Source organism: Sphingobacterium alimentarium, assembly GCF_004342685.1.
GTDB classification, from domain to species: domain Bacteria; phylum Bacteroidota; class Bacteroidia; order Sphingobacteriales; family Sphingobacteriaceae; genus Sphingobacterium; species Sphingobacterium alimentarium.
This window is the reverse complement of the sequence record NZ_SMBZ01000044.1, coordinates 1-23,729: the sequence shown is the minus strand read 5'-3', so window position 1 is coordinate 23,729 and position 23,729 is coordinate 1. Positions and strand designations below refer to the sequence as shown.

At 37.8% G+C, this 23,729-nt stretch carries 25 protein-coding genes; 11 read left to right on the top strand and 14 right to left on the bottom strand.

Translation table 11 applies throughout. The features are described 5' to 3' along the window. The first annotated feature begins 5 nt into the window (after positions 1-5). Positions 6-521 carry a YdeI/OmpD-associated family protein gene (locus EDC17_RS13595; RefSeq protein ID WP_132778609.1) on the top strand — a complete coding sequence of 172 codons (516 nt, stop codon included), beginning with the start codon at positions 6-8 and terminating at the stop codon, positions 519-521. Here the strand turns inward: EDC17_RS13595 and EDC17_RS13590 are convergent. Next, positions 518-1,015: a helix-turn-helix domain-containing protein gene (locus EDC17_RS13590; RefSeq protein ID WP_165894425.1), complete on the bottom strand. Its 498-nt coding sequence runs from the start codon at positions 1,013-1,015 to the stop codon at positions 518-520. The genes EDC17_RS13595 and EDC17_RS13590 overlap by 4 nt on opposite strands. A 201-nt stretch (positions 1,016-1,216) precedes the next feature. On the opposite strand from EDC17_RS13590, the gene EDC17_RS13585 reads away from it, so the two are divergent. Further along, entirely contained in the window at positions 1,217-1,774 is a 558-nt protein-coding gene (locus EDC17_RS13585; protein ID WP_132778607.1) for a GNAT family N-acetyltransferase, read from the top strand. A gap of 23 nt (positions 1,775-1,797) precedes the next feature. Here the strand turns inward: EDC17_RS13585 and pdeM are convergent, their stop codons facing one another. Genes pdeM through EDC17_RS13565 form a run of 4 tightly spaced genes read right to left on the bottom strand, consistent with a single transcriptional unit; the run spans position 1,798 to position 7,512 of the window. Continuing rightward, a complete protein-coding gene (gene pdeM / locus EDC17_RS13580; protein WP_132778606.1) occupies positions 1,798-2,445 on the bottom strand; it encodes a ligase-associated DNA damage response endonuclease PdeM in 648 nt (215 codons plus the stop codon). Then, positions 2,442-4,901 (bottom strand): ligase-associated DNA damage response DEXH box helicase, encoded by a 2,460-nt coding sequence (locus EDC17_RS13575; protein ID WP_132778605.1) that lies wholly within the window; start codon positions 4,899-4,901, stop codon positions 2,442-2,444. The genes pdeM and EDC17_RS13575 overlap by 4 nt, the downstream gene beginning before the upstream one ends. An 11-nt stretch (positions 4,902-4,912) precedes the next feature. Then, the gene (locus tag EDC17_RS13570; RefSeq protein WP_132778604.1) at positions 4,913-6,493 is read right to left on the bottom strand and encodes an ATP-dependent DNA ligase; all 1,581 of its coding nucleotides are present in this window, start codon (positions 6,491-6,493) and stop codon (positions 4,913-4,915) included. Next, positions 6,490-7,512 (bottom strand): ligase-associated DNA damage response exonuclease, encoded by a 1,023-nt coding sequence (locus EDC17_RS13565; RefSeq protein ID WP_132778603.1) that lies wholly within the window; start codon positions 7,510-7,512, stop codon positions 6,490-6,492. The genes EDC17_RS13570 and EDC17_RS13565 overlap by 4 nt, the downstream gene beginning before the upstream one ends. 91 nt (positions 7,513-7,603) lie before the next feature. Between EDC17_RS13565 and EDC17_RS13560 the strand changes: the two genes are divergently transcribed. Together EDC17_RS13560 and EDC17_RS13555 are read left to right on the top strand one after the other, a co-directional pair. Continuing rightward, the gene (locus tag EDC17_RS13560; protein ID WP_132778602.1) at positions 7,604-8,059 is read left to right on the top strand and encodes a hypothetical protein; all 456 of its coding nucleotides are present in this window, start codon (positions 7,604-7,606) and stop codon (positions 8,057-8,059) included. A gap of 128 nt (positions 8,060-8,187) precedes the next feature. Beyond that, on the top strand, positions 8,188-8,649 hold the full coding sequence (locus EDC17_RS13555; protein WP_132778601.1) for a hypothetical protein: 462 nt from the start codon (positions 8,188-8,190) through the stop codon (positions 8,647-8,649). Between the two features lie 47 nt (positions 8,650-8,696). Here the strand turns inward: EDC17_RS13555 and EDC17_RS13550 are convergent, their stop codons facing one another. Continuing rightward, positions 8,697-10,289 (bottom strand): M60 family metallopeptidase, encoded by a 1,593-nt coding sequence (locus tag EDC17_RS13550; protein ID WP_132778600.1) that lies wholly within the window; start codon positions 10,287-10,289, stop codon positions 8,697-8,699. A 332-nt stretch (positions 10,290-10,621) separates the two neighbouring features. On the opposite strand from EDC17_RS13550, the gene hisG reads away from it, so the two are divergent. Both hisG and hisD read left to right on the top strand, forming a co-directional pair. Further along, entirely contained in the window at positions 10,622-11,473 is an 852-nt protein-coding gene (hisG, locus tag EDC17_RS13545; protein ID WP_132778599.1) for an ATP phosphoribosyltransferase, read from the top strand. Continuing rightward, positions 11,473-12,759, top strand: a complete 1,287-nt coding sequence (gene hisD, locus EDC17_RS13540) for a histidinol dehydrogenase (protein WP_132778598.1) — start codon at positions 11,473-11,475, stop codon at positions 12,757-12,759. The genes hisG and hisD overlap by 1 nt, the downstream gene beginning before the upstream one ends. A 132-nt stretch (positions 12,760-12,891) precedes the next feature. Here the strand turns inward: hisD and EDC17_RS13535 are convergent, their stop codons facing one another. Beyond that, positions 12,892-13,677 (bottom strand): patatin-like phospholipase family protein, encoded by a 786-nt coding sequence (locus EDC17_RS13535; RefSeq protein ID WP_132778597.1) that lies wholly within the window; start codon positions 13,675-13,677, stop codon positions 12,892-12,894. A gap of 180 nt (positions 13,678-13,857) precedes the next feature. Between EDC17_RS13535 and EDC17_RS13530 the strand changes: the two genes are divergently transcribed. After that, positions 13,858-14,457, top strand: a complete 600-nt coding sequence (locus tag EDC17_RS13530) for a TetR/AcrR family transcriptional regulator (RefSeq protein WP_132778596.1) — start codon at positions 13,858-13,860, stop codon at positions 14,455-14,457. Positions 14,458-14,464: 7 nt separating this feature from the next. Continuing rightward, a complete protein-coding gene (locus EDC17_RS13525) occupies positions 14,465-15,097 on the top strand; it encodes a nitroreductase family protein (protein ID WP_132778595.1) in 633 nt (210 codons plus the stop codon). Between the two features lie 82 nt (positions 15,098-15,179). Here EDC17_RS13525 and EDC17_RS13520 read toward each other — a convergent pair whose 3' ends face one another. Genes EDC17_RS13520 through EDC17_RS13515 form a run of 3 tightly spaced genes read right to left on the bottom strand, consistent with a single transcriptional unit; the run spans position 15,180 to position 16,475 of the window. Further along, the gene (locus tag EDC17_RS13520) at positions 15,180-15,824 is read right to left on the bottom strand and encodes a hypothetical protein (protein ID WP_132778594.1); all 645 of its coding nucleotides are present in this window, start codon (positions 15,822-15,824) and stop codon (positions 15,180-15,182) included. 1 nt (position 15,825) lies between these two features. After that, on the bottom strand, positions 15,826-15,978 hold the full coding sequence (locus EDC17_RS17670) for an LA_2272 family surface repeat-containing protein (RefSeq protein ID WP_394343366.1): 153 nt from the start codon (positions 15,976-15,978) through the stop codon (positions 15,826-15,828). Continuing rightward, entirely contained in the window at positions 15,912-16,475 is a 564-nt protein-coding gene (locus tag EDC17_RS13515; protein ID WP_132778593.1) for a hypothetical protein, read from the bottom strand. The genes EDC17_RS17670 and EDC17_RS13515 overlap by 67 nt, the downstream gene beginning before the upstream one ends. A gap of 103 nt (positions 16,476-16,578) precedes the next feature. Here EDC17_RS13515 and EDC17_RS13510 point away from each other — a divergent pair, with 103 nt between their 5' ends. After that, entirely contained in the window at positions 16,579-17,532 is a 954-nt protein-coding gene (locus EDC17_RS13510) for a hypothetical protein (protein ID WP_132778592.1), read from the top strand. 3 nt (positions 17,533-17,535) lie between these two features. On the opposite strand, the gene EDC17_RS13505 is transcribed toward EDC17_RS13510, so the two are convergent. Next, complete coding sequence (locus tag EDC17_RS13505) at positions 17,536-18,519, bottom strand: lipoate--protein ligase (protein ID WP_132778591.1); 984 nt, start codon at positions 18,517-18,519, stop codon at positions 17,536-17,538. Positions 18,520-18,691: 172 nt separating this feature from the next. Here EDC17_RS13505 and EDC17_RS13500 point away from each other — a divergent pair, with 172 nt between their 5' ends. Beyond that, positions 18,692-19,117 carry a cold-shock protein gene (locus EDC17_RS13500; RefSeq protein ID WP_132778590.1) on the top strand — a complete coding sequence of 142 codons (426 nt, stop codon included), beginning with the start codon at positions 18,692-18,694 and terminating at the stop codon, positions 19,115-19,117. An 89-nt stretch (positions 19,118-19,206) separates the two neighbouring features. On the opposite strand, the gene EDC17_RS13495 is transcribed toward EDC17_RS13500, so the two are convergent. Next, positions 19,207-19,398 (bottom strand): cold-shock protein, encoded by a 192-nt coding sequence (locus EDC17_RS13495; RefSeq protein ID WP_132778589.1) that lies wholly within the window; start codon positions 19,396-19,398, stop codon positions 19,207-19,209. A gap of 493 nt (positions 19,399-19,891) precedes the next feature. Between EDC17_RS13495 and EDC17_RS13490 the strand changes: the two genes are divergently transcribed. Further along, positions 19,892-20,206 (top strand): hypothetical protein, encoded by a 315-nt coding sequence (locus EDC17_RS13490; RefSeq protein WP_132778588.1) that lies wholly within the window; start codon positions 19,892-19,894, stop codon positions 20,204-20,206. A gap of 456 nt (positions 20,207-20,662) precedes the next feature. On the opposite strand, the gene EDC17_RS13485 is transcribed toward EDC17_RS13490, so the two are convergent. Further along, the gene (locus EDC17_RS13485) at positions 20,663-22,876 is read right to left on the bottom strand and encodes an NADP-dependent isocitrate dehydrogenase (RefSeq protein WP_132778587.1); all 2,214 of its coding nucleotides are present in this window, start codon (positions 22,874-22,876) and stop codon (positions 20,663-20,665) included. Between the two features lie 162 nt (positions 22,877-23,038). Then, on the bottom strand, positions 23,039-23,569 hold the full coding sequence (locus tag EDC17_RS13480) for a hypothetical protein (protein WP_132778586.1): 531 nt from the start codon (positions 23,567-23,569) through the stop codon (positions 23,039-23,041). Positions 23,570-23,729 lie beyond the last annotated feature (160 nt).

Below are 23,729 nucleotides of genomic sequence, written 5' to 3'. Positions count from 1 at the left end.
GTCTAATGGAAAAAGTTAATGATTATAAGGAATACAGGTTTCAAGCAGTACTACAACTGATTGGAATAAATCCCTATGTAGAAATTCCTCCTCCTATACTATTGGCAATATGTAATGATGCGAAAAGGTCCAAAGGTCCGATTCCAATAGTGGGAACCATCAATCAGCAGCCATATCAGCAGACGCTATTGAAGTACAAAGGCATCTGGAGATTGTATATAAATATATCAATGCTACCTAAATCTCCACAACGTATTGGAGAACTATTGGAAATAACTATAGCAGTAGATCCTCGTGATAGAACGGTACCGATACATCCCGCATTTGAAGAAATGCTCCAGCAGGACACGATAGCTTTTGCCAGTTATACGCAACAGTCACCTTCTTTAAAAAAAGAAATTAATCGTTACCTCCATACTGCTAAGAAGAAAGAAACATTGGTCAAAAATATAGCTTTGGCAATGGGTTTTCTCAAAGGAGAAAATAGATTTATCGGGCGAGATCCTATTAAAAGAAATTAACGGACATCATGTAATTTGCGAAAGGCCGAGGGAGTCACACCCACATACTGCTTGAATTGATTAGCAAAATGCTGAGGGCTGCTAAATCCCAACTTATGCGCAATTGAACTTACATCCGAACTGCTGTATTTCAGCAATTCCTTCGCTTTGTCCACTCTTAGCTCAATAAAATATTTTTCTATGGTAATATTCGCTGTTTTAGAAAATATATAGCTCAAATAACTGTAGTCGTAATATACATGTTGCGTGATATAACTGGACATTTTTAAAGGTTCTCCGTTCGCCAATTCATCCAAATATTGGACAACAGCGGCTTTGATCGAGGCAATAGTTTTTTCTGTCTTATCTTCCAATACTTCGAAACCCACTTTATGGAGTTTGTTCGTTAAGTTTTTCATCTTATCCACTGGAATATCTTCACTCAACTTTATCTGTCCCATAACAACTGTATAATCCTTGATATCAAGTGAGTCCAAAATCTGTTCTATAACCATTATACAACGATTACAAACCATATTTGAGACAATTATATTCATAAATAGATTATATTTATTACAGTGAAAATCAAATATATTGATTTTGTCGGTTAATACGTAAAATTTCGTAGATGCACCAAGCACATATTAGGATAGCCTTACAACATGATTTCATGACGTAGCATTACTATCCGGCGTACCGTTATAAACAAAAGAATTATGAATATACAATTAGACCCAGTACTTAAACTTTCTTCTATCCAAATGGAAGACGCCTCGAGAATATTTAGTTTATTAGATACACTACGCGCTTATTTGGGGAAATGGCTGTCGTTTGTACAATCGAGGAAAGAAGTTGCTGATATCGCTGCTTATATACATGCCATTGAGAGTGCTCCTGAAGCCACGAAAGAACCTGTATTCACCGTCCGATATGAAAATGAAATTATTGGTCTGATTGGTTTCGTGCGAACAGATTTCCATAATAAAAAAACCGAAATCGGGTATTGGATTTCGCAGCACCACCAAGGAAAAGGGATCATGACCAAATCTGTAAATGCGTTGTGTCACTTCGCATTCGAAGAATGGGGTATGAATAGAATACAGATCAAATGTGCTGTAGGCAATACCTCGAGTAGCAATATACCTAAGCGCCTATCCTTTACCTTCGAAGGTGTAGAACGTTCGGGCGAACAATTTCCAGATGGATCTTATAAAGATTTGGAAACTTATAGTCTGCTGAAGAAGGAATATAAGCCGCTCTCTCCACAACCTTAATTGAATAATTTAACTACGAGACATTACTTTATCACCATTATGCCTGTATCTAATACCGCGTAATTAACTGCTTTTTGAACGACTTTCTTGGTGTCCAATCCCGTAAATCTACTAAACGCAGGAAGAATAATCATGTCTTCGGACACCACGAATGAAGGCAGACGAAAATGTTTGTTGGTCGGTAGCCGTACCGTCACTCCCGGATGAATATGTCCAGAAATCAATTTCCCTTCACAGGGTTGAGGTTCATGGACGAAACACAGACCATCCAACTCATACGAATCATATATCCCCGCAATCCCCAAATCCAGAATTTTGCGTTCAGCGATTCGATCATGATTACCCTTGATGAGTAGAAATTGTACTTCCTTAAAGTGTTGTAAAAAATTCTTAAAATCCAAGACTTCACCATTTTGGTTAGCATGTATCAAATCTCCTACAATAATAACCTTGTCTACCTGATAGTGCAGGATAAGCTTTTCCAGAATACCCAGATCTTTATGATGAATTTGTGATGGAATGGGAATTCCATGACGACGAAAATGTGCCGCCTTACCCAAATGTAAATCAGATAAAATCAATGTTTTCTGTTTTTCCCAATATATGGCCTTTTGGTTGGTAAGTGTAAGTTTGTGTGCTGCCCAGGTAATTTCCTGTTCGTGTATGATCATCTTCGCTTCCTATTTAATCTTTTGCTCTGCTCCTGCATCCTTTGAATTCTAGCCGACAGATCCTCACTCGATAAGGATTGACGTAAGCTATCCACTTTGATGGGAAAACTCAATGGTGTAAAACTATCTGCAAATTTATAAATGATTGTTGAAGAATTAATACGTTCGAATGCTTGGAACAAGCGTGGCTCTTCGAGCTGTTGGTTAAAAACCTCCGTGTAGGCCTGTCTAAGCAATAAATTATTGGGTTCATGCTCTTCCAAAACTTGAAAAATAATTCCTGAAGATGCTTGTAGCGACCTGTTATTCTGTTGTTTTCCGTATTGATTTTGGATGACATAGCCTCCGATTACCGCAATATCTCTGAATTTTCGCTTTGCCATTTCGGCGGCATTTATACTCGCCGTCACATCTTTCATCAGATCTTCCTTTCGCAAAATGTATTTCAACTGCTCTTCGGAAAGTTCAATGTCAGTGTCGGAGAATAATTCAAATCCATAATCGTTCATGGCCATCGAAAAACTGATGGGATAAAGTTGACTAATGCGATAGGCCATCAGACTCGACATTACTTCATGAATCAAGCGACCTTCGAAAGGATACATAAATAAATGGTAGCCTTCTTTGGTTTTTATCTTCTCGACCAAAAACTCATCTTCCGAAGGAATATGTGATTTGTCAACTTGACTTGCCACGAGCGGGTGCAAAAACCGAAGTTCCTTCTCTCGTGCGGCAGGATTTTTGGATTCTGCTAATTTTTTACGCAATAATGCGCTCAGGTTTGAACTCAAAGGCAATCGTCCCCCCAACCAGCTCGGAGTTATTGCCTTTCCTTGCGAGGCCCGTACATAAGCTGTCATTTCTTTCATTCGTATAAATTCCAAGACACGTCCGGCTAGAATAAATTTGTCTCCAGCCTTCAGTTTGGAAATAAAATATTCTTCGACCATACCGATATAGCCACCACCCAAAAATTTAACCTTGAGCATGGCGTCGGACACAATCACCCCTATATTCATCCGATGAAGCATAGCAATACGTCTTTTTTCGACAACATATAACCCTTCTTCATTCTTCACGACCTTATGAAATTCTTCGTAATTGCGGCCGATCTTGCCGCCCACGGTAATGAAAGAAATACACCAGTCCCAATCTTCCGCCGTCATCCATTGGAAGGAGTAAGTAGACTGTATAACCGAGTAAAATTCTTCTTTCGTAAATCCACCTCCCAACGCTACTGTGACTAAGAACTGTACCAGTACGTCATAGCACAAAACTATGGGTTCCCGACTTTCTATCAGATTGGTTTTGACTGCTTCTTTGAGTGCAGAAACTTCTATCAGCTCCAACGAATGCGTCGGCACAAAATATATTTTCGATACCTCAAACGGTGAATGCCCACTTCTGCCCGCGCGCTGCATAAAACGCGCTACACCTTTGCTCGAGCCAATCTGTACGACTGTGTCCACGGGCTTAAAATCAACACCCAAATCCAATGATGATGTCGATACCACTGCTTTCAATCTTCCTTCACTCAAAGCCTCTTCGATCCAATTACGAATATTTATATCGATTGAACTATGATGAAGTGCCAACTGCCCCGCAAAATCAGGATACACATCTAGTAATATCTGGTACCAATATTCACTTTGACTGCGCGTATTGGTAAATACAATAGTGGATTTGCTGTCTAGTATAATAGGCACAACTTGATCACCTAGCTTACCGCCCAAGTGTCCGGCCCATGGTAAAATTTCGATCTCAGGAGGAAATACCGAGATAATTTCAATCAGTTTTTTCTCCTTAGCAACTATTTTAATTTTCTTTACGTCGTAAGGTATCAACACTTGCATGGCTTCATCCAGATTGCCAATGGTCGCTGTAATACCCCAAATCAATAATTGAGGTCTTTGGCTGCGTAAAAAAGCAGTTGCCAACTCCACCATCACCCCACGTTTACTACTCAATAGTTCATGCCATTCATCAATGACTATGGCTTTTAAATGGGCAAAAAACTTATCCCGACCTTTTTGAGCGATTAATAAATGGAGGCTTTCGGGTGTGAGTAAAAGCACATCAGGCATCTGCTTACTTTGACGCTGCTTGATCTTTATATCCGTGTCCCCATTTCGTACTTCCACAACCCAATCCAACCCGATCTGGTCTATGGCTTCCTGCATGGCCCGCGCCAAGTCTTTGGCTAAGGAACGAAGCGGAGTGATCCAGATAAGTTTTAGGCCTTTCTTATAAGACTGTGACCGATTCATATAGTCAATAAGTACCCCGATGAATACCGAATGCGTCTTTCCAAACCCTGTCGGAGCAACTACCATTCCGCTATACCCATTGTATATTTTTTCCCAGGTTTGGCGCTGGAAAGTAAACGGCGTACGATTGTGGTCTTTCAACCAAGAAGACACAATTTGATATCCAGATGTTTGATCGAAATTGCTCAATGCGAATGAAGTTAATGAATTAATTTTTTAACCGATTCCAAATTATCTATTTCAGCTACTGTTTTATCTTTGCGCCATCGCAAAATTCGTGGAAAACGTAACGCTACCCCTGCTTTATGCCGTGTGCTCCATCCTATTCCTTCAAAAGCTATTTCAAAAACCAGTTCGGGTTTTACAGTACGAACCGGACCAAACTTCTCTACCGCATTTTTATTTACAAAGCGGCTTACTTCCTGAATTTCCTTGTCCGTAAGCCCGGAGTAAGCCTTGGCAATGGTCACCAAATTATCTCCATCCCGTACAGCAAAAGTATAATCGGTATAATGACTGCTTCTTCGTCCACTTCCTTTTTGCGCATAAATCAGCACCGCATCTATGGTCAATGGATCTATTTTCCATTTCCACCAATCCCCTTTTTTGCGCCCCACATGATAAACAGAATTGGTATGCTTAAGCATCAACCCTTCACTATTTATATCGCGTGCTTGCTCCCGGACGCTTTTCAAAGATTCCAAACTATCCACTTGTATTAGTGGCGAAATCTTTATGTTTATGAGCGGTTTGTCCGCCAGCAATCCTTCCAATAAAGCTCTACGGGCTTGCATCGATTCTTGACGCACATCTTGATGTGTAATTTCCAATATATCATACAGATACAAGCCTATCGGAACTTCTTCTAATAGCTTCTTAGAAATTACTTTGCGGTTTAATCGCTTCTGTAAGGCTGTGAAATTAAGTATCTCACCATCCGCTATCGCGAGAATCTCACCATCCAAAACAAAATCACCCTCCCAATTTTTTATTTCTTCTACAATTTCGGGAAATTGGTCCGTAACCAATTCTTCCCCGCGGGACCAGATGAATACTTCTTGATTACGTTTAATGACTTGCCCACGAATACCATCCCATTTGTACTCGATTTGCCAATCCTTCAAATCGATCAGCGTTTGCTCCACACCTTCTATGGGATAGGCCAAACAAAATGGATAGGGTTTGGAAAGGTTACTGTCCACGTACTGTCCATGAATCAGCTCTTCAAAACTGGAATTCTCGACAGTCCATTCCCCCATAATACTATGCGAGACCGCACTAGCTTCCAAATTATAATACGAAGATATAGCATTAATCAATCCTTTAGTCGAAACGCCCAACCGAAAGCTACCTCCTAATAATTTATTGAAAATAAAACGTTCCTGATGCGGCAAGTTTGCCCATACCTGTAGGATAAATTGTTTCTTCTGTGATTCATCATACCTGCTCAAATTATGGATTTTGTCCATCCATTCAGCGAGCGAAAAGTCCATATATCCGATCGGGGGAGGCAAGAGCAACGAAATCGTTTCGCCAAGATCACCGACCGAAGCATAGGATTCTTGGAAAAGCCAATCCGGGATACTGGTAATTTCCTTAACCCACTCACGTAAAAGTGTGGTAGACACTCCTCTTTTCGGGCGACGACCACTAAAAAGAGCCAAAAACCACAGCTTATCCTTGTCTTCAGCAACTTCTAAGAAATGATGGATGGCTTCCATTTTTTGATTCGTCTTATTCGTGCTGTCAAGCGCATGCACTAAGGAAGCAAATGTTTTCATAGCACGCTCCCTTCTAGTTTGGTGGTTGGCGCTTCGTCTTCTTCCTCTCCAAATTCCGTTTTTACTTCTTGGGCGTCGATTCCTATTTCGTTGAGGTACTTCGCGAATACGGCAGTCTGACCATGCGTGACATATACTTTTTCTGCCCCAGTAGATTTAATTGCGGTAAGCAAATCGTTCCAATCTGCATGATCGCTAATCGCAAACCCAGCATCTGCGCTACGCCAGCGACGCGCCCCTCGCACTGTCATCCAACCCGAACAAATGGCATATGCCATATTCGGGATTTTGCGAATGACATTCGAATCCACCAGAGCCGGAGGCACCACTACAATTCCTTGATTCACATGTTTGACATCTTCTCTAAAATCCAAAACCTCATATTTTGGCAGTTGGATACCCAAACTTTCATAAGCCTGATTCAACTTATGAATGGAATAATGCACATAGAGTGGTGCTATTCCTTCCACGGCTTTCATAACGCGCTGTGCTTTACCCAAAGAATATCCGACAAAAACAGAGGTTTTCTTATAGGACTGATTATGCTGCACCCAGTTCGCCATTTCCTCATTTTGCTTCTCCACCGTATTCCATTGGTAAATAGGTAGGCCAAATGTACTCTCACTCACGTACTCATGGCATTTGATAGGTTCGAAGGGAGTCGAAAGACCATCTTCTTGGAGTTTATAATCACCCGAAATCACTGTTACCTTACCCTTGTAAGCTAGACGAATCTGAGCAGAGCCAATAATATGTCCTGCTGGATGAAATGAAACTTGCACGCCATTAATCGTAATGGCTTCACCATAGCCAATTCCTTGTACCTGAATATCCGGACCAATTCGACTTTTGAGAATAGGTACTGTAAAATGATGGCACAAGTATCTCTTCATTCCCCAGCGTGCATGATCCGCATGCCCATGGGTGATCAAAGCCATATCCACAGGCTGCCAAGGATCAATAAAAAATTGGCCTGGCACACAATATATTCCTTCGGGTCGAAATTGAATCAATCGCATATGCTATTAACCAGTAAAGGATTTATTTGTTTTTGGACCGCTATCAAAAGTAAAAACTATGTATATTTAAAGGGTTAAGATGAATCTTCACATGAAAAAGAATCTGCTCAAACAGCTTAAATATGCTCCGAAAATATGGAGTACAGTTCTCTACTTTATTATTGTTGCAATAGGCATGATATTGTTTGCCGCCCGTAGTCTCGAAAGTTTGCGCTTTGATTTTTTATTGCAGTTATTTCCTAATTACCATCAGCATATATCCAATTTTTCAATCACTTTGCTGCTGGTTTTGGTGTCAGGATACACGACAACATTAGAAAATAAATCGCTTAAAAGAACGTATATCACAGCCTCAATCTTAATAGCCATTAATGTCGTATATGAATTGTATCTGCCTTTCATCAACACCCGAGATATTATGGATGCGTATTATGGGATTTCTGGAGCCGTTCTTCCATTTTTATATTTACTTCCCTATCAGCATTTCGGAATTATGCACAATCCGATGTATGAAAATAATAAAAGTTCTGAAATTGAAGTTATTTGAAATTCCTGAATTTATCTGAGAAAACTCCCGTAGCACCCAAAGCACATTCCTTGTGGTTAAAAAAATATCCTTATAATAAAAAAAACTTTGTATATTTACAGAATAAAAACCAACGAAATTATAAATTCATGGAACTAATTCAATTGACTGTAAACCCTGAGACCCAAAATACTTCTATTAAAGTGCAAGATGCTATAGTCCAGCTACAAAGCCTAATTGATATATTACGCGAGAAAAATTTGGATAGCGAATCCCGATTAAAAATCAATGCTGAAATTGAAGAAATCAATAACTCTGCATTAGTTGAAAATCCCCTTATAAGATTCATTAAAAACAAGCAAAGCAGTATCATTAGACTGGTAGAAAAGGAGTCGAAACTGGTACCTATTAATTATTACAGAAATCTGTGGATCCCCCTGGGGTTAAGTATGGGAATCTCTATTGGTGTTGCAATAGGTCTTAGCGTAGGAAATTTAGGGCTTATGGCCGTAGGACTGCCTATTGGAATAGGGATAGGATCAGCCCTGGGAGTTTCTATGGATAAAAAAGCAGAAAAAGAAGGAAGGCAACTTCCTATAGAAATCAAATAAAATAGAGAAAAAGAAACCCCAATCCGAATGAATTGGGGTTTTATAGTTTAGTCTCTTAAGGTGCTGATATCTACTTTTGGTTTGGGAAGATTCAGTGTTTTGATATAACTTAAACATTTATCAACCATTTCTTGCGTCATAGTGTAAGTATATTTACCATAATCATCGTAATTGAGTGTTCCCACATAGAAAAATCCATATTTATCGAAGAAATCTGTCAGATCGACTTTCGAAACCTCACAAGCCGTTTTTATAAAATTCAATTGATGAACAGCAGGATTGCGCTCGCCTAAACGTCTATCCGTGGCCCAATCACCCGTCCGGTTGCTTGCCTGTGCCTCGTCTTGCTTGCGAAAAGCTTCGAATAAATCAGGGTAAAAATCCGGATTAGCCCCTACACCTTCGAAATATAACTGCAATTGCCAAAACGGAACTAAACGGTTAAATACATCCCCGTCTGCCAGATAAGAAATTCCTTTGTTAATAATTGCTTCACGCGCCTTATCGTAATTCTTCTGCTTCGAAATACGGGTTTTGTTACCAAATGAGCGAGTGACGTACAAAGAGAAAAGATTATTGCTCACTTCGCCCAATCCACCCCAGTTGAACATAGGTCGAGTCTGATGCACATGCCCTACTTCGTGGCTGAATCCCCAACACGGATCTCCTTTAATGACCACATCCGGATTCACAACCATACGCATGGCATACCCTACTTTGTCCCCCATATAAGCCACGCCATCCCCATCTCTAAACATATAATAATTGTAATTCACACGTGACAAGATTTTATTTTCAGGTACGCGATTATATTTTTCCAATCCCATTAAGCGGTGCTGTCTGTATACGAGCGAATCGTAATTCGAAAGCAACTCCACACCTCTTCCATACGCATATTTTTTCAACGATTCTACAGGATAAGCCGTCTGAATGTGCTTGCCCTTAGCATCGAGAATCGGATATACAGCTTGATCTATCAGTGTATTCCAATCTGCATCTGTATGTTTGGCGATATCAAAATAGCCATTTTCTTTGCCTGTAATGAAGTGCACCGAAATTGGTTTTTCATCCTCCGGTGTATTGGAAAAATAGGCGATATAGGCTAGACTGCCATAGCTATCCAATTGGATAATATTTGGTCCATTGCGTAGTGTGAATTCTTTTTTATGCAGTCCCCAGCCGTCTGGATCTTCAGTTGGTTTTTCAGGATTGGGCGCCTTACGCAACCAATTTGGCACATACAATTTTACTTCTCGACCTTCTTCAATACCGTCTACCAGCACCACATGCTCACCTTTTTCTAAATATACACCCGTCACATTTTCATACATACTATAGCCGTCACCAATACTCAATGTACGGCCTAAGGTCTTAGGATTGAGTATAGCGTGATAGGTTGCAAATTTATACGAAGGATTATATTGCTTAGTATAAATTGCAGTGGCTACTTCCCTTATCCCCGGATGACTGATGGAAGCGATGGCTTTTTTGTTGATTTTTTTCTTCAGCTTAAGACCGAGTCCATCTTCGAATAGTACTAAATCATTATTTATTCGGGTATAATCAGAAGCTGACTGTGCTTGCACTTTAGGCTGCAATAGACAGGCAATTATAAAAGGTACAAAAAGGAGTTTTTTCATAATGTTGGTGTATATTATTCACCTAAAATATAATATTAAAAACACTCTAAGAAGTGTTAAAAAACGCGATATCACCAAATGTTGTTTTAATAAAGAAATCAAACGTTTGATTAATTTTTTTAATAAAATTCAAAAAGGTTTGCAAAAACTATAATAATCGGTTATTTTTGTGTGGATATTATTTATAAATGATCACAATCTTCACATATCACTTTCATACGCATCATCGCCATTGTGGCGATATGTAATGTTATGTGTTTCTACGTGAAGCATCTTTTTCCCAATAGTCATTTTTATTAATAATATTATTCATCAAAAACATATAATCCGTTTTGAAAAATCTAAAGATTGCTATCCAAAAATCGGGTAGATTAAATGAAAAATCCGTTCTGCTACTTAAAAATTGTGGTTTAGACTTCGAAAATTATAAAAGCTCCCTTATAACTACCGTTTCAAATTTTAATCTTGAAATTCTTTTCTTAAGAGATGACGATATCCCTGGATATGTCGAACAAGGGATTGCCGACTTAGGAATCGTTGGCGAAAATGTAATTGACGAGACACAAGCCCAAGTAAACTATATTCAGCGCTTAGGTTTTGGTAAATGTATGTTGAAATTGGCTATTCCAAGGGATTCTTCCATTGTCGACCTCAAGGACCTTAACGGCAAATCCATCGCTACCTCCTATCCAGTTATCTTAAAATCATTTTTGGATGAATATAAAATCAAGGCGGACATCCAGACGATTTCGGGTTCAGTGGAAATTGCTCCAGGGCTGGGATTGAGTGATGCAATTTGTGATATTGTATCCACTGGTGGAACATTGAAAAGCAATGGCTTAAAACCTTTTGCTGATGTACGTAAATCAGAAGCGATCTTGATTGGTCGTGAAGGATTGGAGGATAATGAAGTTTTGGCGGAGCTTTTGCAACGTATTCAGTCTGTTCTGCGTGCCAAAGAAACCAAATACGTCGTTTTGAATGTGGAAAAAGCGAATCTACCAAAAATCACAGAATTGCTACACGGCGTAAAAAGCCCTACTGTAGTGCCTTTGGCCGAAGAAGGTTGGGTGGCGGTTCATACTGTCATTTCGGAAGATGATTTTTGGGACAAAATTAATGTATTAAAATCAGCTGGTGCTCAAGGAATCGTAGTAATGCCTATCGAAAAGATTATTTTATAATGTTAAAAACATACACATACGCAAATCTTGCTACCGAGGATATCGAAAAACTGGTGCTGCGCAACTCAGATCCGAACCTTTCGATACAATCTACGGTAAACGAAATTATCGAAGAAGTACGTCAGCAAGGCGATAGCGCTTTGGTTCAGTATGCTGCAAAATTTGATCAGGTGCAGTTGGACCAATTGTATTTGGAAAAAGACGAAATCGAAGAGCTCGCTATGACCATCAGTCGCGAACAGCAACGTGCTTTGGAAATAGCTTTTCAAAATATACATAAATTCCACAGCGTACAGACTAAGCGTGAGCGCGTCGTAGAGACCATGCCTGGCGTAAAATGCTGGCGCGAGATCCGCCCTATCGAAAAAGTCGGATTGTACATTCCAGGAGGATCGGCGGTATTGCCTTCTACCCTGTTGATGTTGGGGGTACCCGCACGTATTGCTGGTTGTAAGCAGATCGTGGTATGCTCCCCTCCACAGAAAAATGGGAAAATCAATGGTTTTGTAGCCTACTGTTTGTTATTGCTGAAAATTGATCGCATTTACCTCGTGGGTGGTGCACAGGCCGTAGCGGCTATGGCTTTTGGTACTTCGACCATTCCAAAAGTGGACAAAATATTTGGTCCCGGCAATCAGTTTGTAACCAAAGCTAAAAGTACCATTCAAAGTCTGACCAATGTAAGTATAGACATGCCTGCGGGACCATCGGAAGTGCTTGTAATTGCTGACGAGACTGCCAATCCAGCATACGTAGCCGCGGATTTATTGGCTCAAGCCGAGCACGGTGCTGATAGCCAAGCTATATTGGTAGCAACCAGCGCAGATATAGTGGATCAAGTTATTAAAGAATTGGCCTCTCAAATTGCTGTGTTGCCAAGACAGGAAATAGCGTCTATGGCGATAGACAATTCTTATGCTGTCATTGTCAAAGACCTGAGAGAAGCGATGCAATTTTCTAATCTTTATGCCCCCGAACACCTCATTCTTGAGATTGATTCCTGGCAGACGATTACTTCTTTAATATTGAATGCGGGCTCCGTTTTCTTAGGACATTTGACACCAGAAAGTGCAGGTGACTATGCTTCTGGCACAAATCATACTTTACCTACGTCGGGTTATGCACGATCATATTCGGGTGTGTCAGTTGATTCTTTTGTCAAAAAAATCACTTTCCAATCAATCAGCGAAGAGGGTATTCAACAGATAGGTTCGACAGTGGAAATTTTGGCGGAACTGGAAGGTCTTCACGCACACAAAAATGCGGTGACAATTAGAAAAAAATAAAATTTTTATATTTTATATAATATTCTTCTAACCGCGTCGTTATACTAATAGAATCTTAAAAGATATTTCTCTAACAGTTAGAGGATATCACCCATAAAATTATAATAGGGATTAAAACTAAGTTTTAATCCCTTATTTTTTTATCAAATGACCTAAATTGGCTTCTGCATATTCATATCCCTTATCCATTAAGAACTCTGAACGATCAAAATCCCAAATGCCTGATATATTATGCGGAATATGAATCACATAATTGGGTTTATATAATTCAATACTGAGCTGTGTCAATCGTCTTCGCATGGCAAAATAAGATTCCTGCCAAAGACTTATAGCATTCAATTTATCATACGCTATAGGTGTAAGTAAATCCCGATTCCCATCCAGATTTACCGCAATAATGATGTTCTCACGGTATTGTACATAATTGATGGGTAATGGATTCAACACGCCACCATCGACCAAAAATCGTCCATCCTCTGTGACTACAGATTTAAAAACTCCGGGAATAGCAATGGAAGCCCGAATTGCATTATATACACTACCCGAACGGAATACGACATCTTCTTGGTTAGTCATATCAGTCGCTACAGCCGTGTATTTTATTTTCATGTTTTCTATAGGCAGGTCTTCGAAAACTTCTTGCATGGTCGTTAACACACGCTGACCTTTCAAAAATCCATAACGTGGATCACCAAAATCCATTAAAAGGAAGACCATCCGTTTGGTCAATTTCGACATCCACTCTCCCAATTCCTTGTTTTTACCTTCAGCAAAAGCAGCACCTACCAGTGAACCAATAGAACATCCCACCACTTCATTGATTTCAAATCCATTATCCGTCAACCATTTTATTACCCCCAATTGGGTAATCCCCCTCGCTCCTCCACTTCCCAATACTAATGAGACTTTTTTTCGCATAAACTTCTGTTGTGTTATATCAGCTAAAATACTTTTAATTTATTAAAATTCATGGAAAATACCGCCAAAAGCGGTAATTGTCAACTGAAAGTCTAATTCCCATCGGACATTTGGGAATTATAAATAACAGTGTTACTTTTGTTAACACCGTTAACAAGTTGCATATATAACGAAAAGAACATGCTTTCGAGAAGAGAAAAAGAAATAGTAGAATTGAGGCAAGCCATCATTGACCAGTCTTGGAAAATAATTCAAGAGGAAGGCTGGCAGGCACTCTCTATTCGAAAGATTGCGGATGCTATTAATTACAGCGTACCTGTCATTTATAAGCATTTTGAAAATAAGGAAGCTATAGTTGAATATTTTTCAAAGCAAGGTTTTAATAATCTTGCCACGCATCTGCAAGAAGCCAGAGATAAAGGCACGGACGAAATAGATCAGTTGCGTCAGATAGCTTTAGGCTATTGGGAATTTGCCTCTACGCAGACGCCGTCATATAGAATTATGTTTGGGTTAGGAATTCCAGCCTGCGAGACCATCAACAGTTCGGATGAAATGAAAGCTAGTTCGAATATGATGTTACAAGCCATAGAAGCAATATTGTCACATTACAATAATGAACAAGTAGATAGGCACCTTAAGTTGAAAACCTTTTGGTCGATGCTGCACGGTTTTGTGGCCATTGATTTATTGTCCAACAAAGAAATTAGCAAATTACCTCCTCCTACTGTGATTGATGCTGTAGAAGGATTTATTTATACATTACAAAAACACAAATAACAACAACATGGGATTATTACAAGATTTACAATGGAGATATGCAACCAAAAAAATGAACGGAAAAGTGGTTGCACAAGAAAAAGTAGATTATATCATCGAGGCAACACGTTTGGCCCCTACATCTTCCGGATTACAACCTTTCAAAGTGATACAAATTACAGATCCAGAGTTGAAAGCTAAAATTCAGCCTATTGCTTTCGGACAATCACAAATCGTAGATGCTTCACATCTTTTGGTATTCGCCGCTAACGAAGAGTATACGGAAGAATATCTAAACAAAGTATTTGCCTATAGCGAGCGTGAGCGTGATCTACCAGAAGGATATTCTAACGATTATAAAAATATGCTGTGGTCTACCTATGCAAAACAAACACCTGAGCAACACTTCCACCACGCAGCTAAACAAGCTTACATCGGTTTTGGTCTAGCCATTGCTGCAGCGGCCGAACAACGTGTGGATGCTACACCAATGGAAGGTTTTAATAGTCAAGAATTGGATGAATTGCTAGGCCTTAGCAAGCTTGGATTAAAATCCGTTACTATTCTTACTTTAGGCTATCGCGATGAGTCAAGTGACTGGTTAGTGAATATGAAAAAAGTTAGATTACCAATGGACGAATTCCTTATCAACTATAATTAATCCTATATATTTTCTATTTATAGCTCCAGTAAAATTTACTGGAGCTTTTTTTTTTTGCTACAAACCTACCAAACCAATTGATTTACTGCCTATAGCTAATTCCAATATTAAAATGCTGAGAGCCAAAATTTCGATCGATTACTTTGGTGAATATATGGTACGGCGAATAGTTGTATTGTGCAAACAGGCCTACGTTATTTATATTTAATTTAATCGATTGGCCGATATGGAAGGTACTGAACGGACGTATGAAAACAGGTTCACCCTCCTCTTCTTTTCGCTTTGGGGACCAGCCTGCATATTCTTCACGCAATTTCACGTCATCATAAAAGTAAAAACTATAGCCAAAATGTGTGGACCAATTCAAACTTCTAGTGCCTGCATTATTTTTGAATAGTGCCTTATCTAATCTCAGCCCCAGATTGCCCGCCAAAGATTTTGTAGTTGAATTAAAATCAGCATTGGCATACTCAAAGGCATGTTCTTTCGGAAAGCTCAATTGCAATCCATAGTTTATGATAGAATTTTCAGAGAATTGGGATCTATACCACATGCCGAATAATGGTGTTGGATTCATATAATTTTTTAAGGCTCCAATTGGGGTAAACCAACTTACTTCAGCCTCAAATCTTTTAAAATTCGAAGAATCGGCTTCAGCATGCATCTCCTGGGCAATCAATAGTACGGTATTTAAGGAAAATACCACAGTCGCTAATAGTGCTTTCATACTAAAAATTTATAAATGGTAACACTCTTTTACGATTCTTATTGAGAAGCCCCAACTGCATTCCACAAACATCATCCGAAATATTTATTAATCCAATCTGCAATCCTTTAACATGCAGGGATTTATTATAAATACCAATTTGTACCCCACGCATTTTCGTTTATCAAAATTTATTGGCGCGATATTTAACCCTGTAGCATAGTCCGTATAGTTACCAAAACCAGCTATACTCAAACCTTTCATCTCATGAACAGCGTTAAATGTGGCATTAAAACTAATTCCTCGCATGGAATGCCCTGCATTATACATTGCTATATTTATACCTTTATGGTTCACACTTGTAAGATATCCGCCCAAAGCCAGATTAATACCATTCACATTTACTGTGGTATCGGTATGCGTTTGCTTCAAATTACTCCCATACATCACGGCCATAAAGACCACAAATGGCGATAAGGCCATCAGTTCTACATTTAACCCGTTTATTTCCTTGGTCTCACCTTTCTTGCCAAAATGCCCGACACCAACTACTAAACCATTCACTTTTTTGGTCTCTCGTGCCAGTGGCGACAAAGAAAATACCTGTGTTTTTTGAGCGAATAATGAGCTTGTATGCACACAAATCATTATCCATAAAATAATTGCTTTCATAATCTTTAAGTTTAATTTATACTCAAAATTATTGCGATTATTAAATAATAATTTGTGATTAAATCATATATTTAATTTTCATTTTGCGATTATCACAAAATCCATGGAACATGAAAAATTTTTACAGATTATTAGAAAAAAGATTGGACCGTCAATTTCCTTGATAGAGCAACTCTCGCAGGTGTTGGATATAAGTTATGACGCAGCGCATAGGCGGGCTTCCAATAAAAGTAAGTTAAGCCTAGAAGAAACCGCAATTTTGGCCAGACATTATGGTATTTCTTTGGATAATCTATTCCAAAAGGAGAAGTATGTATTGGTAAATAAAACCAAAGAAATTAATTCTTTTGAAGATTTGTCAAACTATCTTTCGCAATCCTTCAATCATTTATCCACGTATAAAAACGATTCAACAACAGAAATATATTACTCCGCCAAAGACATTCCCTTATTTTACACCTTAGGTTCGGACGTATTGTCTCAATTCAAACGATTCGTGTGGATGCAAATTCTCAATCCTAATTTATTGATGCCCTTCAAAGATTTTCAATTCAAAGCGCAGCTGTTGGAAAGCTCCCAAAACTTACTTCAATTTTATGACAACACGACTAAGCATGAAATTTGGAACGATACGACCATAAATAGTACGCTGCAGCAGATTTTATACTTTTATGATTCCAATTTATTATCCACAGAGGAAGCTTTAGCCATCTGTGAGCAGGTAGAAAAATTAATAATTACGTTGGAATCACAATGCAATATGCAAAACGATAGATTTAAAATATACCATCATGATCTGTTGATTCTAAACAACAATGTATTAGTCTGCAATCAAAAGAAAAAAACGCTATTTGTGCCTTATACGATGCTGGGTTATTTCATTACCAATGATGAGGAAACATGTAATCATTCGCATAATTTTTTCCAACATCAACTAAAAAACTCCAAGTTATTAAACACAGCAGGCACGCGAGATAAAAAACTCTTTTTCAACAAAATGTATAAGAAGATAAAATATTACAAAGATAAATTGAATGACGACAATCAATTTATGTAGCGCTTATTTGAAAATTTCTAATACTTCTTCTACCGTCACTTTACCAAAATAAGACTGTATGTCCAGCGTATGGAATAAGGATCGGATAGCATCTTGATCATGCTTTACGCCTACAAGCTTACCTTCTAACTCCTCAATGGCATTGGAAGCGAAGAAGTCCCCAAATATCTTAGCTTCTTGAATAATACCCTTGTGGACATCCAAGTGTACCTCAATAAATCCTGCTGGCACTTTATTCGCTTTTTTGAAATTGTAGTCTGGTGAGAATCCAAAATTCCACTCCCAAGTGCTATACTTCTCAGCTATCAACTTTTCGATTGCCTCCATATCTTGCTGATCAAATTCATATACTTGGACATTTTCGTTGGAAGATTTTATTTCTTCAATAAATAACTGTTTGAATGATGCTGTGGTCGTTCCGGAAGGCAAATAATCAATCAAGTTTGTGACACGCGCGCGGTTGGATTTCACAGCTTTATCGACAAATTTTAGCGGATTGACTTTCAGTGCATCTGCCAGCACAGCCATTTCAGAATTGATCAATATGGTGCCATGCTGAATCATCTTTTTGGATTTGATGGTTTTCGCATTGCCACTGAATTTTTTACCATCCACCAACAAATCGTTTCTTCCTTCTAGCTTCGCTGGTACACCTAAACTGTTTAACAGTTTGACCACAGGAGTTGTGAAGGTTTCGAAATCGCTAAAATCTTTGTCTGAGGCTAATGTATGAAAGGAAAAATTCAAATTCCCCAAATCGTGATATACAGCTCCTCCACCCGATAGACGTCGTACGACCTTTATATCATTTTCCTTTACGTAGTCCAAATTAATCTCAGCTAGGGTGTTTTGAAATTTACCGATGATTATAGAAGGTGCATTGATGTAAAATAATAGAATTTCTTCTTGTGGAAATTTTTGCAACAAATATTCTTCCGATGCTATATTGAAGTACGCATTGTGCGATGGAGAGTCAATTATGATCATACTTTGCTATTTTATACAAAGTTAACAATAAGATCGAAGTTCGCTCCTTTCATTTATATTTTGTATATTTGTAAAAAAAGCCGCACATTTTCGCCTATATTCTCATCTCAGAATTTCCTGTCGATAATTTAGACTTTTCTCAAATTTAAAAATCATCATTAAATAACAATACATGGGTCAAAGCCAACAAACATTTAGAAAAAAAGAAATCGCTAAGAAAAAATTACAGAAACGTAAAGAAAAAGAAGAAAGAAAAGCACAACGTGAAGATTCTAATGACAAAGGTAAAGCATTAGAAGAAATGTTCGCATATGTAGATGAAAACGGAAATATATCGGACAAACCACCCGTTAAGAAATACGAATTCAAAGAAGAAGATCTAATCCGTCCAGAAGTAGAAGATGTCTACTCATTTGGTAAAGTATCGTTTTACAACGAAGCAGGTCAGTATGGATTTATTCGTGATAATGAAACACGCGAAAATGTGTATTTCAACTTCAAAATTTTAGGTTTTGTCTTACATCAAGACCAAAAGGTAAAATTCAAATCGCAATCGAGCAAACAAGGGCTTCAAGTTACTGAAGTAATTGTCTTATAATATACTATTACGAACTTCCTCAAGTTCTTATAAATAAACAAAGGCGAATCTAATAGATTCGCCTTTTTGCAAGATAAGTATAATTAAAATTAGTTTACTCTTACATTAGTGGCATTGATGCCTTTACGACCGTTCTCTACATCGTAGGTAACCTGGTCTCCTTGTTGAACTTGGTCAACTAATCCTGATACGTGTACAAAGATGTCATCGCCACCACCATCAGGTGTAATAAAACCAAATCCTTTAGTTTCATTAAAAAACTTTACAGTTCCGTTATTCATATTATGTATTATTATTAAAGACCACAAGGTAGGTATAATAAATGGATAATCAACTATTTATTTCATTTATTATTAATTACCTTCAATAGTAAAATCCGAATTCTAACGATAAAAAAAATGAAAACAGTCTTTAATACCATTCTAACGAGCTTATTAGTATTTTCGATTTTTATAAGTTTTCTATTGGTTACAGACTACCTAAAAAATGACCTTATAGTCATTCCTATTTGGTTATTAATTTACTCATAATTCTTCAAATTGTTCTTGTAGTCATCTTAGGATTAATAACATTTAAACGGAAGAACATAATTCTAATATCTATCACGCTCTTACTATCATTACCTACACTTGCAATATTATATTATAAAATAACTGATCAAGCTCATCCTATGATTAGAAAATACATTAATGGCAATGCCAAAATAATAAATCAAAATAAAAATATAACCGTATTTACAGATTCAATTCTAATAGTTCAATTGAAGTATATCAAATGGACTTAAATAAATATGTATTAATACATAATGATTCAAAAGGCTTCTTTAATGATTCCGTATATATTAATTGGTCAGTAATCTATATCAATACAGTAGAAAGGTGGGTGGGTCTACAATACTACGACCCTCAGTATTTTGTTAAAATCAATGATAAGCTTTTGCAAAGTGATATGGGAGAAAAGTTTGTTCCTATTGATTTTGATATAAAGTCTTGTGTTAAATACGAAACCACCATTACACATACAGACTCTTTAGTAACCTTCAATCTTCCAAAAGAAGCTATTTACAAGACTATTGAGTTAAGATTTTAGTTTACTGAAAATTTTCTTCATTCAGTCCTTTACTCAAAAAATAAATAATAGCAGACGCGAATAGTATGGACATAATATAGATCCAATATATTGGATCAGTAATCTCCATAATACCACCTAAGACAATAAAAACTAAATATACGATTGTGAAATATTTAATAATAAATCCTGTATTTAGAATTTTTCGTTTAACAAAGAAATAACCAATTGTCCAAAGCACATATACTCCCAATAAAATTGTTGATGCTATTAAAAGCAATAATGGAGACATTCCATACTCTCCACCATTTAATCTAAAAACCCCACAAAGAAGGATACATGTAAAAAAACTTAATAATGTATGTCCTACTAATAATCCGACTTACTTAATGAAAGTATGAAACATACCTCTAATATAAACAAAAAAGTCTCCTTCGTAATCGAAGAAGACTTTTAATATTTCTAAAAATGAATTACTTACAAAGCAGCAATAGCATTATTTAATGTCGCTGAAGGACGTAAAGCTTGCGTAGCTAATTCATCATTCGGGAAGTAGTAACCACCGATATTTTGTGCTTTACCTTGAGCAGCGATCAATTCTTCATTGATTTTAGCTTCATTTGCAGTCAATATTTCAGCTAAAGCAGAAAATTTACTAGCTAATTCAGCATCTTTCGTTTGTTTTGCTAATTCTTGCGCCCAATATAAAGTCAAATAAAAGTGAGAACCACGGTTGTCAATTTGACCTACTTTACGAGCTGGAGATTTGTCATTTGCTAAAAACAAAGCGTTCGCCTCATCTAGTGCGTCAGCCAAAACTTGCGCTTTAGGATTGTTTTGAGTTTGTGCTAAGTGCTCGAAAGAAGCTTGTAATGCTAAGAACTCACCTAATGAATCCCAACGTAAGTAACCTTCTTCTAAGAATTGCTCTACGTGTTTAGGTGCAGAACCACCAGCACCAGTTTCGAAAAGACCACCACCATTCATTAATGGAACGATAGACAACATTTTCGCTGAAGTACCGACTTCTAAGATTGGGAATAAATCTGTCAAGTAATCACGTAATACGTTACCTGTAACAGAAATAGTATCTAATCCTTCACGGATGCGATCCAATGTAAATGTAGTAGCCTCAATAGGAGACATTACGAAAATGTCTAAACCATTTGTATCGTAATCGCCTAAATATTTCTCTACTTTCTTGATAATCTCTCTATCGTGAGCACGGTTCTCGTCCAACCAGAATACAGCTGGAGTAGCCGATAAGCGTGCACGGTTTACCGCTAATTTAACCCAGTCTTGGATTGGAGCATCTTTAGTTTGACACATGCGGAAGATATCACCAGCTTCAACAACTTGAGCCATCAATACAGCACCATTTGCATCTACGACACGGATAGTACCATTTGCAGCAGCTTGGAAAGTTTTGTCGTGAGAACCGTATTCTTCAGCTTTTTGAGCCATCAAACCTACGTTAGGAACTGAACCCATAGTTTGAGGATCTAAAGCACCGTTTTCTTTACAATCTTCGATTACAGCTTCGTAAACGCCAGCGTAAGAACGGTCAGGAATGATCGCGATCGTATCACGCTCTGCTCCTGCTTTGTCCCACATCTTACCACCGATACGAATCATAGCTGGCATAGAAGCATCTACGATTACATCCGAAGGCACGTGTAAGTTTGTAATACCTTTGTCCGAATTAACCATAGCTAAGTCAGGACCATTGTTGATAGCCGCTTCAATAGCCGCTTTTACTTCTGCTTCTTTTTCGTTACCTGCGATTTTAGCGAAAACCTCACCTAATCCATTGTTTTTGTTGATACCTAATGAAGCGAATAATTCACCGTATTGCGCGAATACATCCTTGAAATAAACTTCTACGATAGCACCGAAAATGATCGGATCAGAAACCTTCATCATCGTAGCTTTCAAGTGTGCTGACAACAATACGCCTTCAGCTTTCGCTTCAGAGATAGTAGCCGCAACAAATTCTTTTAATTTAGCTACATTCAATACCGATGAATCAATAACTTCACCCGCTTTTAATGCTGCCAAACCTTTTAATTCTTTTACTGAACCATCTTCAGCAATGAATTCTATTTTATATTGTGAATCATTCTCGATAGTCACAGATTGCTCCGTAGCGTAGAAATCACCATCAGTCATTGAAGCCACTTTTGTTTTGCTATCCGCAGCCCATGCTCCCATACGGTGTGGGTTAGCTTTAGCGTAATTTTTAACGGCTTTAGGCGCACGACGGTCAGAGTTACCTTCACGTAAAACTGGGTTTACTGCCGATCCTAAAATTTTAGCGTATGTAGCTTTGATTTTTTCTTCTTCTTCTGTTGCTGGCGCATCAGGGTAATTTGGAACTGCGTAACCAGCAGCTTGTAATTCAGCAATAGCTCCCTTTAATTGAGGAATAGAAGCTGAAATATTTGGCAACTTGATGATGTTAGCGTCAGGAGTAGTTGCTAACTGTCCTAACTCCGCTAATGCGTCAGCAGTTTGTTGCTCAGGTTTTAAATATGCATTGAAATTAGCTAAGATACGGCCAGCTAATGAAATGTCTCTTAATTCTACATCGATATCCGCTGTCTTAGCGAAAGCTTGTACAATAGGTAAAAAAGAGTAAGTAGCCAATAATGGCGCTTCATCTGTTTTAGTGTAAATGATTTTAGATGACATAGTTTCTGTTGAAATTGTATGATTTTTCTGTTGTCAAAATAGAAGTCGTAGCAAGAGCTAAACTCCTATTTTAAAATTCGCCTAAAGATAAGAAAATGAAAATTAAATAGCTATAACGAGTTCAATTATGACTGAAATAGGAAAGTCATTGGCGAGGATGGATTACAAATCCAAATACACTTCTTTCTCAAACTTGAATTTCTGCCCATCTTCTAATTCACCTGAAACTGTAAATTTGGTCAAACCCTTATTAAATCGAGCGTTAGTAAAGAATATGTTATTAAAAGTGGCCTTATTCTCTGTATCGTGTAAAACAACTGCATTACCATCGACACTTAACAGGTCACTATTCGCCTCTATAGTTTGTTTTTTGTATGAAAATGATTTGTTAATAGAAATAGACGTGTTTTTCCAATTAATCCAATTGAATATAACAGGAGATTCAGCTAATGCTATTGGTATTATTGAGAATTTGCTTGTATAAGTAAGCTCTGTTTTTAAATCTACATAAATGTCAAACGGCCTAATTCGTGTATCCAATGTACTGAAAACTGAATTATGCTGAAAGAACACTAAACTTCTTTCAGGAATATACTTATATTTTGCATTCGGACGATCTTCTTCATCCGAACTGCATGATGATAATGTCAGAAAAATAATAAAATAAATAATTGGAAGTATTTTGACTTTCATAGTAAAGTAACCACTCAGGTACTATAGAATAGCAATGCTGTAGAAAGCATCGAGGACAGATTGTGAGTTCTTAATACAAGTGTCGGCAACAGATCTTATTGTCGCATAGTTTTGTGCTCCATTGTTCGATTTGAACATCCCAGATACTTTTTGCTTGACC